Annotated in this window: 13 protein-coding genes; 10 read left to right on the top strand and 3 right to left on the bottom strand. The window is 59.0% G+C overall.

Annotated features, from left to right (window positions below):
* Nucleotides 1–88: 88 nt before the first annotated feature.
* The 3 genes from ACYZUM_RS10940 (at nt 89) to ACYZUM_RS10930 (ending at nt 2659) form a co-directional block, all read left to right on the top strand.
* Complete coding sequence (locus ACYZUM_RS10940) at nt 89–1057, top strand: metallophosphoesterase family protein (protein WP_108182740.1); 969 nt, start codon at nt 89–91, stop codon at nt 1055–1057.
* 14 nt (nt 1058–1071) lie between these two features.
* Complete coding sequence (locus ACYZUM_RS10935) at nt 1072–1380, top strand: plastocyanin/azurin family copper-binding protein (protein WP_041064040.1); 309 nt, start codon at nt 1072–1074, stop codon at nt 1378–1380.
* A gap of 298 nt (nt 1381–1678) precedes the next feature.
* Entirely contained in the window at nt 1679–2659 is a 981-nt protein-coding gene (locus tag ACYZUM_RS10930) for an IS5-like element IS1384 family transposase (RefSeq protein ID WP_010466230.1), read from the top strand.
* Nucleotides 2660–2864: 205 nt separating this feature from the next.
* Here ACYZUM_RS10930 and ACYZUM_RS10925 read toward each other — a convergent pair whose 3' ends face one another.
* Together ACYZUM_RS10925 and ACYZUM_RS10920 are read right to left on the bottom strand one after the other, a co-directional pair.
* Nucleotides 2865–4046 carry an Ig-like domain-containing protein gene (locus ACYZUM_RS10925; protein WP_108182739.1) on the bottom strand — a complete coding sequence of 394 codons (1182 nt, stop codon included), beginning with the start codon at nt 4044–4046 and terminating at the stop codon, nt 2865–2867.
* Nucleotides 4047–4353: 307 nt separating this feature from the next.
* The gene (locus ACYZUM_RS10920) at nt 4354–4503 is read right to left on the bottom strand and encodes a hypothetical protein (RefSeq protein ID WP_262947807.1); all 150 of its coding nucleotides are present in this window, start codon (nt 4501–4503) and stop codon (nt 4354–4356) included.
* On the opposite strand from ACYZUM_RS10920, the gene ACYZUM_RS10915 reads away from it, so the two are divergent.
* The 7 genes from ACYZUM_RS10915 to ACYZUM_RS10885 all read left to right on the top strand — a co-directional run bounded on the left by ACYZUM_RS10915 (nt 4502) and on the right by ACYZUM_RS10885 (nt 12340).
* Nucleotides 4502–5170 carry a GntR family transcriptional regulator gene (locus tag ACYZUM_RS10915; RefSeq protein WP_041064037.1) on the top strand — a complete coding sequence of 223 codons (669 nt, stop codon included), beginning with the start codon at nt 4502–4504 and terminating at the stop codon, nt 5168–5170. The two genes, ACYZUM_RS10920 and ACYZUM_RS10915, sit on opposite strands and share 2 nt — an antisense overlap.
* Nucleotides 5171–5249: 79 nt before the next feature.
* The gene (locus ACYZUM_RS10910) at nt 5250–6056 is read left to right on the top strand and encodes an ABC transporter substrate-binding protein (protein WP_041064034.1); all 807 of its coding nucleotides are present in this window, start codon (nt 5250–5252) and stop codon (nt 6054–6056) included.
* An 11-nt stretch (nt 6057–6067) separates the two neighbouring features.
* Nucleotides 6068–6844, top strand: a complete 777-nt coding sequence (locus tag ACYZUM_RS10905) for an amino acid ABC transporter permease (protein ID WP_027611757.1) — start codon at nt 6068–6070, stop codon at nt 6842–6844.
* A gap of 2 nt (nt 6845–6846) precedes the next feature.
* On the top strand, nt 6847–7626 hold the full coding sequence (locus ACYZUM_RS10900) for an amino acid ABC transporter ATP-binding protein (protein ID WP_047294482.1): 780 nt from the start codon (nt 6847–6849) through the stop codon (nt 7624–7626).
* 20 nt (nt 7627–7646) lie between these two features.
* A complete protein-coding gene (locus tag ACYZUM_RS10895; RefSeq protein ID WP_108182738.1) occupies nt 7647–8738 on the top strand; it encodes a polyamine ABC transporter substrate-binding protein in 1092 nt (363 codons plus the stop codon).
* A gap of 25 nt (nt 8739–8763) precedes the next feature.
* Nucleotides 8764–10374, top strand: coding sequence for a gamma-glutamyltransferase family protein (locus tag ACYZUM_RS10890; protein ID WP_108182737.1), 1611 nt, complete (start codon nt 8764–8766; stop codon nt 10372–10374).
* A gap of 106 nt (nt 10375–10480) precedes the next feature.
* Nucleotides 10481–12340, top strand: a complete 1860-nt coding sequence (locus tag ACYZUM_RS10885; protein WP_047294478.1) for an ABC transporter ATP-binding protein — start codon at nt 10481–10483, stop codon at nt 12338–12340.
* On the opposite strand, the gene gabP is transcribed toward ACYZUM_RS10885, so the two are convergent.
* Nucleotides 12331–13737, bottom strand: coding sequence for a GABA permease (gene gabP, locus ACYZUM_RS10880; RefSeq protein ID WP_041064012.1), 1407 nt, complete (start codon nt 13735–13737; stop codon nt 12331–12333). The genes ACYZUM_RS10885 and gabP overlap by 10 nt on opposite strands.
* Nucleotides 13738–13756: the final 19 nt, after the last annotated feature.

The following is a 13756-nucleotide window of genomic DNA, read 5'->3' as shown; positions in this document are numbered from 1 at the left end:
TTATTTTTTGCCGTGGAATAAAGCCTCACGCCGCAAGGTTTACCTCGTGTCAGCTACCTCACTGTAGTTCGCCCGCGAGGACACATCGATGGACATTCAAGCAAAACAGCCGCTGCGCACCGACGGCCCGCTCAACCCGGACCGGCGAACCCTGCTCAAATGCTCGGCGTGGGCCGGGGCCGGGGTTCTCTGGGCCCTGAGCGGCGGCATCCCCAAAGCCTTTGCGCTGGATGACGCAGGCAACGTCAGCGATCCCAAGGCGCTGGACAGCACCTTTCACTTCGTGCAGATCAGCGATTCGCACATCGGCTTCAACAAGGAAGCCAATCCCGAACCGGTCAAGACCTTGCAGGTGGCCATCGACAAGGTCATCGCGCTGCCCAGACGGCCATCGCTGATCTTGCACACTGGCGACATCACCCACCTGTCCAAGCCCGAGGAATTCGACACCGCCGCACAGTTGCTCAAGGGCCTGCCATCCACCGTGCATTACGTCCCCGGCGAACACGACACCCTCGACGAGGGCGGCGGCAAGCTGTACCTGGAGCGTTACGGCAAGGGCACCAAAGGTAACGGCTGGTATAGCTTTGATGATCATGGCGTGCATTTCATCGGGCTGATCAATGTCTTCAATTTCCAGGCCGGTCATGAAGCCACCCTCGGCGCCGAGCAACTCGCCTGGCTGGCCGATGACTTGCGCGCAGTCAGCAGCAGCACGCCCATCGTCGTGTTCACCCACATCCCGTTGTGGACGGTTTATCAGCCGTGGGGCTGGGGCACCGAGGACGGCGATCAGGCGATCGCGATGCTGCGCAAGTACGGCTCGGTGACGGTGCTCAACGGGCACATCCATCAGGTGATCCAGAAAGTCGAGGGCAACATGACCTTCCACACCGCCCGTGGCACCGCTTATCCGCAGCCGGCACCGGGCGCAGCACCGTCACCGGGGCCTATGACGGTGGCGGCGGATCAGCTGCGCAATTACCTGGGGATCACCGACGTGCGCGCGACCCAGGGCGATCACCCGCTGGCCCTGATTGATTCGACACTGGTGTAACCGAGGGCAAACCGATGAAAACGCGACTATTGGCACTGGTGGGCCTGTTGCTGGCGATGCCGGTGTGGGCAGCGGAAGTGAAGATCGACATCAAGGAATTCATGTTCGCCCCCAAGGACCTGACCGTGGCCGTCGGCACCAAGGTGACGTGGGTCAATGATGATCAGATTCCGCACACGGTGGCGGAAACCCACAAAGTGTTTCGCTCGGGTGCGCTGGACACCAACGACAGCTTTTCCTGGGTGTTCGATACGCCGGGGGAGTTTGAATATTTTTGCGTGTTGCATCCGCAGATGATCGGCAAGGTGGTGGTGACGCAGTGAAACCGACCGCAAGGGAGCGGTGCGGTCTGCAGCAATACGCACCTGCAGAGGTTTAAAATTGATGCTGAACGTTTTTGAGCGTCGGACCTGCAATGAGCCCGTCAGTAATTGATTGAATCCGACGGTGTTTGACAGCGTGTGGCCAAACAAGGGAACAGAGAAGAACCCTGCAGTTGAACTGCAGGGTTTGGTGAGGTCTCGACATTGAGTGCCACTAACTCGCGATTGCTCTAAGGAAACTCTGAAAAAGACTTTCTGATTTGGCAAAATACCGCGACCCCACCCACCGAGTTTCCCGATGAAGCAGATGACCTTCGCCGACGCCGAGTACGCTGGCAAGCGCAAGCAAACCCGCAAGGAGTTGTTCCTGATCGAGATGGATCGGGTGGTGCCGTGGAAGGGCTTGATTGCTTTGATCGAGCCACATTATCCGAAAGGTGAAGGTGGCCGTCCGGCCTACCCGTTGATGGCGATGCTGCGTGTGCATCTGCTGCAGAACTGGTTCGGCTACAGCGATCCAGCGATGGAGGAAGCGCTGTACGAAACCACGATCCTGCGCCAGTTTGCCGGGCTGAACCTGGAGCGCATCCCCGACGAAACCACCATTCTCAACTTCCGCCGCTTGCTGGAGAAACACGAGCTGGCGGCCGGCATCCTCGCTGTCATCAATGGCTATCTGGGCGACCGCGGCCTGTCGCTGCGCCAGGGCACCATCGTCGATGCAACGCTGATCAATGCGCCCAGTTCGACCAAGAACAAGGACGGCAAGCGCGACCCGGAAATGCACCAGACCAAGAAGGGAAACCAGTATTATTTTGGCATGAAGGCCCACATCGGCGCCGATGACGAATCGGGTCTGGTGCACAGCGTAGTGGGCACGGCGGCCAATGTGGCGGATGTCACCCAGGTGGACAAATTGCTGCATGGCGACGAAAACGTGGTCTGCGCCGATGCAGGCTACACCGGTGTCGAAAAGCGGCCCGAGCATGAAGGACGTGAAGTTATCTGGCAGGTGGCGGCACGCCGCAGCACCTACAAAAAACTCGATAAGCGCAGCGTGCTGTACAAAGCCAAGCGCAAGATTGAAAAGGCCAAGGCTCAGGTGCGCGCCAAGGTCGAGCATCCGTTCCGGGTAATCAAGCGCCAGTTCGGTTACACCAAGGTGCGCTTTCGCGGCTTGGCCAAAAACACGGCGCAACTGGTGACACTGTTCGCTCTGTCGAACCTGTGGATGGCGCGCCGACATTTACTGACGAATGCAGGAGAGGTGCGCCTGTAATGCGGGAAATGGCCACCGGAGTGGGGTCCGGGTGGCGAAAACGTAAGAAATACTCGTCGAATTGATTGTTTTTTGATCATTTGGCGAGTTTAAAAGTTGCGCTAGGTGGTATGCCGGGGAAATACATGGCTACTTCAGACCATCCCTAAGCAGGTATGGCTTGTTTCTACTTCATAATTTATTGGTCGAGAGGGTAAGCTCAGAACTATTTAGGCTCTGGAAAAGTCCACTCATTCGAGCGACTGCTCTGCACTCCATCTGTTCCTGCTTGCGTGGCATACACTCTATATTGACCCTGATCAGACTCCATATTTTCTATATAAGGACCGATATTCCAACTCCCGTCCTGCCCGGCTGTGGTCGTCCCCAATACCTTGGGACCTTTTATTTCGTACAGAGTCACTGTGGCAACGGGTATAGCGGTACCTGTGTACTTAATAATAATTTTTCGAAGTGGGCCAACTTCAAGTCTTGCTTGGCGAATTTCAGGAGGGGTTGTGACGTTGGCTGGAGCTGACCATTTCACCGTGAAAGACACATTTTCCGCCCATCCGCTCTGCCCATTTGTCCCAGATTGGGTGGCCGTCACCTCATATTGCTGGCCCCGGACACTGGCCTCGTTACAGCGAATGGACCAATTCCCGCCCTGATCGGCATAAGTCGTTCCCAACAAGGTCCCGACATAGCTTTTGTATAGCTCTACTTTTGCATAGGGCTTAGCCATGCCACTGACTTCAGGATTAGGATCGACAAATGATCCGCTGTCCGGGCGTTGAATTACAGGAGGGCCTTGAACGATGAGTTCTACGGTGAAATACACATTATCTGCCCAATCGCTCTCTGACCCATTATTCCCCCTTTGTTTCGCGGTCACGCCATATTGCTGCCAGGGAACAATGGCTGCTTCGTAGACGGCAGACCAGCGCCCGTCTTCACCTGCATAAACAGGCCGTCCTACTGGGTTACCGCTACCAGCTTCATATAGCTGTATCTCAGCGCGCGGCGTAGCGGTGCCTTCAACTAAAGGTCTAAGCGGGGTGATTTCTCCTGATTGCGGGCGCTGAATTGCAATAGAGCTACTGAGATTAACCCCAAAGTCGCCATCGACGACCTTAAAACTGACATTATTTGCCCAGCCCGACGGGGTACCATCGCTGTCAAACTGTCGAGCAGTTATCCAGTAGGTCTCATTAGGGGCTGCGGCGAGAATAAGTTGGATCTCCCAGATTCCACGCGAGTCAACCCAGCCTACCCCCCATTCATATCCTGTACCTGATTGATTGATGGTCACTTTGCAATTGGGTTTGCCGCGACCGCGAACAACCGAAGTCGTCTGCATACTTGCGCCATTTTCGGGTGTATCGATGATAGGGGCACTTATGGACATAATGTTTCTCCAGTTATTAAGAAACCACTCCAAATAAACAAAGGCCAAAAGTGTTCAATTGAAAAGCGTGGTGTTGGCGTGAGAGTAAGGCGTGTTCAAAACCAGCACTACTGTCAGTTCTGACAGGGCATAAGAGTCATTGGTAATAATGTTAGTAGTTGTTATCGCGGTTTTAATGGAAGGTAAGTGAGCCTGCAGAAAGATGGTGGTGACGAAGTGAAACGGATCGCAAGGTTGCCGTGCCGTGTTACCCGGCTACCGAATTGCACCTTTGTGGAGCTCGTCATGGGCGATCGGGTAGCACATTTCACATCTTGCCGGGGCAGCGGCTGAATGCTGTTTGGCCGCTTAATTCATGCAAATCAAAAGCTTGTCCTGCTAATGCGAAGTTTGGCATGCATCGTGCTTTTTTGTATCCGTGGATAATTGGATACAAAAAGACAAAAGGTGCTGCCATGCAATTCGCTCCTGCCTTCGATCAACGTCAACCGATGACCGCCGAAGAAGAGGCCTACAACTTTCTGTTGGAGGGCATCTGCGGTGGTCGGTACCGCAAGGGCGACCGGTTGATCGCCGAGGACATCGCCAGTGAAATCGGCATGAGCCGCATGCCGGTGCGCGAAGCGTTTCGCCGTCTCGATGCGCAGGGTCTGGTGACGCTGAGGCCCAATCGCGGCGCGGTGGTCAGCGGTCTGGATGTCGAGCAGATGCATGAAGTGTTCGAGATGCGCAGTGCGCTAGAGGGCCTGGCGATTCGCATCGCGGTGCCCAAAATCAGCGAGCGTCAGTTGACGGCGCTGGAACGGCTTCTCGATGAAATGGATGACTACCGCGACGAGAGTGCGGCGTGGGTCAGCCGCCATCGCAAGTTCCATGAATACCTGTGCAGCCTCAGCGAACGTCCTCGGTTGCTCAAGCAGATCAGCGCCCTCTACGCGCTGATCGAAGCGCCCATGCGCCTGTGGCTGCAGCACATCGAAAAGCCCCTGAGTGCGCGCCAGGAGCACCAGATCATCCTTGATGCGATTCGCGCCGGCGACGCCAGCAAAGCCGAAGCCGTGGTGCGCGAGCACATCGAAGGCACGGTGCCCGAGCTGATCAAATTTTTGCAATCGGAAAAATAACCACAGAGCGGAACACGAGTCCGCCGATGTTTTGACGTTGAGTACTGCCCCGTTACTAACCGAACTGGAGTGTCTGGTCATGCATACGTCTCGCCTGTTATTGGCTGCAATTTCCCTCGGACTCTGTTCGCAATGGGCGCTCGCCGCACCCACGGTGCCGGAGCGTCTGGTCAAGGTCGACAAACTGACCTATTGCTCGGGCATGGATTCGCCGCCGCTGGTGTCTTTCGATGAAGCGCAAAAGCCCAAAGGACTGACCGTCGACCTGGGCCTGGAAATCGCCAAGCGCCTGGGCGACAAGAAGGTCGATTGGCGGGTGATTCCGTTTTCCGGACTGCTCCCGGCCTTGCTTGCCAAACAGTGCGACATGATCGTCGACCAGCTGTTCGACAAGCCCGAGCGCCGCGAGGTGATCGACATCGTCAATTACATGTATTCCAGCCAGGCGGTGGTGGTGCCCAAGGGCAATCCGAAGGCGCTGAAAACCCTGGCGGATCTGAGCGGGCACAAGATCGCGGTGCTTAATGGTTCGACCATCAAGACCTTGCTCGATGCGGAAAATGAAAGCCTGACCAAGGCCGGCAAGCCACCGATGAAACTGGTGGTCTACAACACCGACACCGATGCCTTCCAGGCCTTGCGCATCAATCAGGTCGACGCTTACGGCACCACGGTGGAAACCGCCGGTTATTACGCGGCGATGGCTCCGGATCTGTTCGAAGAAGGCGTCCCGGCCTTCAGCCGGATTCTCACCGGCCTGGGCATCCGCAAGGACGATGCGCAACTGAGCGCTGCGGTGCAGCAGATCATCACCGACATGCGCAGCGACGGCAGCTACAACCAGCTTCTGAGCAAATGGCACGTTTCCAGCGACACACTCGATTGAGGCAAGCGTTGATGAACTTCAATTGGGATGTGTTCTGGCAATACCTGTTGCAGCCGAGCGGGGTTTATCTCACCGGGCTCTGGCTGACCTGCCTGATCAGTGTGCTGGCAATGCTGCTGGGCTGTGTGCTGGGGTTGGCCGCTGCATTGTTGCGTTTGTCGAAGAACCCGTTGCTGCATCTGCCCGTGCGTTTTTATGTGTGGCTGATGCGCGGCACGCCGTTGCTGGTGCAGATCGTTTTCCTCTACACCGCGCTGGCGGCGGGCGGGATTTTTCGCTTCGAAGACATTGAGCTGTTCGGGCTGGTGGTGCCCGGCAACATCCAGGCGGCGATCATTGCTCTGGGGCTCAACGAAGGCGCGTACATGGCCGAGATCATCCGCGCCGGGATCGGCGCCGTGGACAAGGGACAGTACGAGGCCGGGCGTTCGCTGGGCATGACCTTCGCCAAACTGATGCGTCGAATCGTGCTGCCACAAGCGTTCCGGGTGATCGTGCCGCCGCTGGGCAACGAGTTCAACGTGATGCTGAAAAACACCACGCTGGTCAGCGTGATCGGCGTGCAAGAGCTGTTGCTCAGCACGCAGATGGTCACCTCGGCGACTTTTCGGGTGTTCGAGTTGTACCTGGTGGTGGCGATTTATTTCCTGTTGCTTACCACGCTGTGGGGCTTCTTTCAGCGCTGGCTGGAGAACCGCTTCGGTCAGTCCGACCGACCTTCTTCGCCACCGCCGGCCTCCAGTCGGATGTTCGGTCGCAGCACTCTGAAACTGCTGAGGGGACGCTAATCATGGCGCAGCCAAATGACGAACTGATCATCGAAGCGCTGAACATTCACAAATCCTTCGGCGATCTACAGATTCTCAAGGGCATCTCGCTGCAAGTACGCCGTGGCGAAGTGGTGGTGCTCATCGGCGCTTCGGGCTCGGGCAAAACCACGTTTATCCGCTGCATCAACCTGCTCGAAGACATTCAGGGCGGGGAGATCCGGGTCAGCGGTCGGCCCATGGGTTATCGCACCCGGGCGGACGGCAGTCTGGTGCGTGATTCGGAGCGCAACATCGCTCGCCAGCGTCGCGACATCGGCATGGTGTTTCAGCGCTTCAACCTGTTCCCGCACATGACCGCTCTGGAAAACATCATCGAAGCACCGATTCAGGTGTTGGGTGTGCCACGCCAGGCTGCGCTGGAACAGGCGCGGGCCTTGCTCAAGCGAGTCGGGCTGGCAGACAAGGCCGGGCATTACCCGTCGATGCTTTCCGGCGGCCAGCAGCAACGAGTGGCGATCGCCCGAGCGTTGGCGATGAAACCGCAGGCGATGCTGTTCGACGAACCCACCAGCGCCCTCGACCCGGAAACCGTCGGTGAGGTTCTGCAAGTGATGAAAGAGCTGGCCGAGGAGGGCATGACCATGGTCGTGGTCACCCATGAAATGGGCTTTGCCCGCGAGGTCGCCGACCGGGTGGTGGTGCTCGATCAGGGCGAACTGATCGAACAAGGCCCGCCGGAACAGATTTTCAGCCGTCCGACTCATCCCCGAACCCAAGCCTTCCTCAGCCGCGTGCTGTGAATTTCACAAGGACATCGACGATGCGTTTATCGAGTGTGTTTGCGGCGCTGTGCTGCGCCGCCGTGGTCCCCATGCTTCAGGCCGCCGACTCGGTGGTGAAGGTCTACAACTGGTCCGATTACATCGGCCCCGATACGCTGAAGAACTTTGAAAAGGCCAGCACGATCAAGGTTCAGTACGACATTTTCGACACCAATGAAATGCTCGAAGCCAAGTTGCTCTCCGGGCATTCGGGCTATGACGTGGTGGTGCCGTCCAGCCAGTTTTTGTCCAAGCAGATTCGCGCCGGCGCCTATCAGCCGCTGCAACGCGGATTGCTCGATAACTGGAAGCACCTCGACCCGCGTTTGATGCAACGTCTGCAGGCTGCCGACCCCGGCAACCAATATGCCGTGCCGTACATGTGGGGCACGGTAGGCATCGGCTACAACGAGGAGAAAGTTCGCGCCGTGCTGGGCAAGGATGTGCCGCTCGATTCCTGGTCAATGGTGTTTGACCCGCGAAATCTCGCCAAGCTGAAAAGCTGCGGCGTGGCGTTCCTCGATGCGCCGGTGAAGATCATTCCCCAGGCCCTGCTTTATCTGGGCCTGGACCCCAACAGCGTCAAGCCTGAGGATTACAAGCAGGCGTCGAAACTGCTGATGACGTTGCGGCCTTCGGTGACCTATTTCAACTCATCGAAGTACACCGCCGACTTGGCCAACGGCGATATCTGCGTGGCGATCGGCTATTCCGGTGACGTGATGCAGGCCCAGACCCGGGCGCGCGAGGCGGGCAAAAACATCGACATTCGTTACCTGATTCCCAAGGAAGGCGTGAACCTCTGGTTCGACATGCTGGCGATCCCCAAAGACGCCGCTAACGTCGCCAACGCCCATGCGTTTATCAATTACCTGCTGCGCCCAGAGGTGATTGCACCGGTCAGCGATTACGTCGGCTACGCCAACCCGAACAAGGATGCCACGGCGCTGATGGACCCCAAGGTCAGCGGCAATCCGGGGATCTACCCGACTGACGACGTGATCAACCACGCCTTCGTCTCCGCCGATCTGCCGGAAAACATCCAGCGTCTGATCACCCGCGAATGGAACCGGATCAAGTCCGGCCAATGAATTGCTGATTTGAAGAGCCTTTGCCATGTTGAAATTTTCTGCTCACGAATACCCTTATCCGTCGCAACGCCAAAGCGTCTTCGCCCGTCGTGGCATGGTTGCGGCGTCCCAACCTTTGGCCGCGCAGGCCGGTATCGAGATGCTGCAGAAGGGCGGTAACGCGATTGACGCGGCCATCGCCACGGCGGCGGCGCTGACCGTGGTCGAGCCTACGGGTTGTGGCCTGGGCGGCGATGCGTTTGCGCTGGTCTGGTTCAAAGACCAGTTGCATGGCCTCAATGCCAACGGCCATGCCCCGGCCGGTCTGAGCATCGAAGCGGTGAAGGCGGCCGGCCATGAGCAAATGCCGTTGTATGGCTGGACGCCCGTGACGGTGCCCGGTTGCCCATCGGCCTGGGCCGAGCTGTCGCAACGTTTTGGTGTGTTGCCGTTCGCCGATCTGCTGCAACCGGCGATCAGTCTGGCCAGAGACGGTTTTCCGCTGTCGCCGGTGGTTGCCCATCAATGGCAGATCGCGCTAGATGAGTTCAGTCCCCATCGCAATGAAGGGCTGCAGGCCTGGTTCGACACGTTCTTGATTGACGGTCGCGCGCCCAGGGCCGGAGAGATTTTCCGTAACCCGGCGCAGGCGCGAACCCTCCAAGAACTGGCCCTCACGCGTTGCGAGAGTTTGTATCGCGGCGATTTGGCAAATCGCCTGGATGGGCATTCGCGGGCAACGGGCGGCTATCTGCGCGCCACGGATCTTGAGCATTACCGCGCGCAGTGGGTCGAGCCCATCCACGTCAATTATCGCGGCGTGGATGTCTGGGAAATCCCGCCGAGCGGGCAGGGGCTGGTGGCGCTGATGGCGCTGAAAATTCTTGAAGGCTTCGACTTCGACCACCGTGACAGCCAACAGACCTGGCACCGCCAGCTGGAAGCGATGAAGCTGGCCTACAGCGATGGCCTGCACTACATCACCGATCCGCTGCACATGCGCGTGGCCGTGGCCGATCTGTTGAGTGACGGCTATAGCGCCCGCCGCCGTGCGCAGATTGGCGAACAAGCGCAGCCGCCGAAGCCGGGCGATCCACACGCCAGTGGTACGGTGTACCTGGCCACGGCGGACGGGCAGGGCAACATGGTCTCGTTCATCCAGAGCAATTACCACGGCTTCGGCTCCGGCGTGGTGCTGCCCGACAGCGGCATCGCCCTGCAAAACCGAGGGCAGGAATTCAGCCTTGATCCCGAGCATGCCAACGCGTTGGCGCCGGGCAAAAAGACCTTTCACACGATCATTCCCGGCTTCCTCACCAAGGACGGCCAGGCGCTGGGGCCGTTCGGTGTGATGGGCGGCTACATGCAGCCGCAAGGCCACGTGCAGATGGTCATGAATCTGGTGGATTTCGGCCTGAACCCGCAGTCGGCACTGGACGCGCCGCGCTGGCAGTGGCTTGGCGGGATGAAGGTCGGCATCGAGCAGGGTGCTTCAAGGGATCTGGCCAACGCGTTGGCGCGTCGCGGGCATGAGGTGCAGATCGCCAGTGACCTGACGGATTACGGACGCGGGCAGATCATCCTGCGTGATCCGGTGACGGGCGTGCTGTGTGGCGGGACGGAGCCGAGGGCGGATTCGCATATCGCGGTTTGGTAGAGACGGCAGGCACTCGTCAGGTCAGGAGCACACACTTTTTCACAAAGACCTCCCGGGATCCAATCGGTGGCAGAATCTCCCTGACTTGACTGTTTTGGAGAACACCATGCTTCGTGTGTTTGAACGAAGACTCGATCCATTCCCGCCTGACGAGCTGCCACCGCCGCCCAACGGTCTGGCCAGGTTTCTCTGGGCCTGCACTCGGGGGGCTCGTGGCTACGTCCTCGCGCTGGCGTTGCTCAGCGCCGCCGTGTCGGTTTATGAAGCGTGGCTGTTTTCCTTCCTCGGCCAGGTCGTCGATCTGCTCTCGACCTGGCAGGCGGGCGGGGAAGCGGCTGCACAGGAGCGTCGCGTGTTGTGGGGCATGGGCATCGTCATGGTGCTCAGTGTCGGATTGGTGGCGTTGCGCACCATGGTTCAGCACCAGATTCTGGCAATTAACCTGCCGCTGCGCCTGCGCTGGGATTTCCATCGGCTGATGCTGCGGCAAAGCCTTTCGTTTTTCTCCGATGAGTTTTCCGGACGGGTCACGACCAAGGTGATGCAGACAGCGCTTGCCGTGCGCGACGTGCTGTTCACCATGATCGAGATCTTGCCCGGGATCGGCGTGTACTTCATCGCGATCATCGCCTTGGCCGGCGGATTTGCGCTGAAGCTGATGCTACCGTTTCTCGCGTGGGTCGTGTTGTTCGGGCTGGCGATGGGGTACTTCGTGCCGCGCCTGGGCAAGGTCGGCCAGGAGCAGGCCAATGCGCGCTCGATGATGACCGGGCGTATTGCCGACGCGTACACCAACATCACCACGGTGAAACTGTTCTCCCACTCCAACCGCGAAGCGCACTTTGCACGGGCGGCGATGGAGGATTTCAAACAGACCGGCTTTCGCCAGATGCGTCTGGTCAGCCTGTTCGAGATCGTCAATCAGGCCCTGGTGGTGGCATTGATCATGTCAGCGGGCGGCTATGCCCTGTGGCTGTGGCACCAGGGCGATGTCGGCGCCGGCGCGGTGGCGGCGATCACCGCCATGGCGTTGCGGATCAATGGCATGTCGAACTGGATCATGTGGCAGATGACCTCGCTGTTCGAAAGCATCGGCACCGTTCAGGACGGCATGGCGACCCTGACCCAGGGTACCAAGGTGCAGGACGCGCCGGATGCCGGCGTGCTGGTGACCTCGGGCGGCGCAGTGACGTTTGACAAGGTGAAATTCAATTACGGTGGCGAGCGTCAGGTGCTCGATGGCTTGAGCCTGAGCATCCGCCCCGGGGAAAAGATCGGCCTGGTGGGCCGCTCCGGTGCCGGCAAATCGACGCTGATCAACTTGCTGCTGCGTTTCTATGATGTCGACAGTGGCGAGATTCGGATCGACGGCCAGAACATTGCGCACGTGACTCAAGACAGCCTGCGCAGTGCTATTGGCATGGTCACGCAGGACACTTCGTTGCTGCACCGCTCGATTCGCGACAACATTGCCTACGGCCGGCCCGATGCCACCGACGCGCAGATCCGCCGCGCGGCGGCCAACGCTCAGGCCGACGAATTCATCAGCCAGTTGAGTGACCGCCAGGGCCATACCGGTTACGACACTCTGGTGGGCGAGCGCGGGATCAAGCTGTCCGGCGGCCAGCGCCAACGGGTGGCGATTGCCCGGGTGATGCTGAAGAACGCACCGATTCTGCTATTGGACGAAGCCACCAGTGCGCTGGATTCGGAAGTCGAAGTGGCGATTCAGGAAAGCCTCGACGACATGATGCAGGGCAAGACCGTGATCGCGATCGCGCATCGACTGTCGACGATTGCAGCGATGGACCGGCTGATTGTCATGGATGACGGACGCATCATCGAGCAGGGCACCCACGCCGAATTGCTGGAGAAAAACGGCGTGTATGCACGGCTGTGGGCGCATCAGAGCGGCGGCTTCCTGGGTGAGGACAAAGGCGTGATCGAGGCGGTGGATCAGGCCTGACCCACCGACGTTGCTCGTGCCGTCGGGGCAGGGTGACGCGACGTCATCAGGCCGATAAAGGAGATTGCCAGCGCCAGACCAATAGTGGTGGTGACTTCGGTGCGGTGCTGCGGGGTGATCATCATGACCGCCAGCGCCGCACAGATGAAGCCGATCACCAGCCACGTCAGCCAGGGAAACAGCCACATGCGGAAGGTCAGCTCGACCTTGCGCTGTTGCAATATCCGCCGCATGCGCAGCTGCGACACCGCAATCGCCAGATACACCAGCAAGGCAATCGCCCCGGAACTGGCCAATAGAAACTCGAACAGCCCGGCGGGCATGAAGTAGCTCCATACGGTGATCGATGCGCCCAGCACGGTGCTGGCGATCACGGCGGCCCGTGGCACGCCAGCCGCGGAAGTCGCCTTCAGCGCTTTTGGTGCATCGCCTCTACGACCCAGCGAGTACAACATGCGCGAGGCAATGTAGATCGAGGAGTTCATGCAACTGGCCACGGCGATCAGGACGACAACGTCGACCATGAACTTGGCATTTGGAATGTTCATGATTTCCAGGGCGCGCTGATACGAGCCCACCGAGGCCAGCAACGGATCATTCCAGGGCACTACGGAGATGACCACGAAGATCGACAGCAGGTAAAACACGCCAATGCGCCAGATCACCGAGCGGGTGGCCTTGGCGATGTTCTGCGCCGGGTTATTCGATTCGGCAGCGGCAATGGTCACCGCTTCAGTGCCGATGAAGCTGAACATGATCGTGATGAAAGCGCCGACCACCGCCGACAAACCGTTGGGCGCAAAACCGCCGTGCGTGGCCATCAGACTGCTCAATCCGCTGACTTCACGGTCGGGAACCCAACCCATCAACACGGCAAAACCGACCCCGATGAAGCCGATGATCGCCACGACCTTGGCCATGGCGAACCAGAACTCGAACTCACCGTATTTGGACACGCTGAACAGGTTGGTCACCACCAGCGCAATGATCGATCCCAACGCGAACAGCCACGCATCGACCTGCGGAAACCATTGGTTCAACACATGCCCGGCTGCCAGCGCTTCGATAGGAATGACCAGCACCCAGAACCACCAGTACAACCAGCCGATGGTAAAACCGGCCCAGCGGCCGATGGCCTGGTCGGCATAGGTGGAGAACGAGCCGGTGTCCGGATTGGCCACCGCCATCTCGCCGAGCATGCGCATGACCAGCACGACGAGCAAACCGGAAAACAGATAGGCGAGCAGCACCGCCGGCCCCGCTGCGGCAATGGCGTGCCCTGAACCGACGAACAAACCGGCGCCGATAATCCCGGCGATGGACAGCATTGTGACGTGACGAGGCTTGAAGCCCTGCGCCAATTGGCTACTCGAATCCATGGAGTTCGGGCTGATCATCGGTATTTTTATTCTCTGC

The sequence above is a fragment of the Pseudomonas sp. m6p genome (assembly GCF_055760375.1).
Note: the sequence above shows the minus strand (reverse complement) of the source record. Positions and strands in the feature narration are given on the sequence as shown.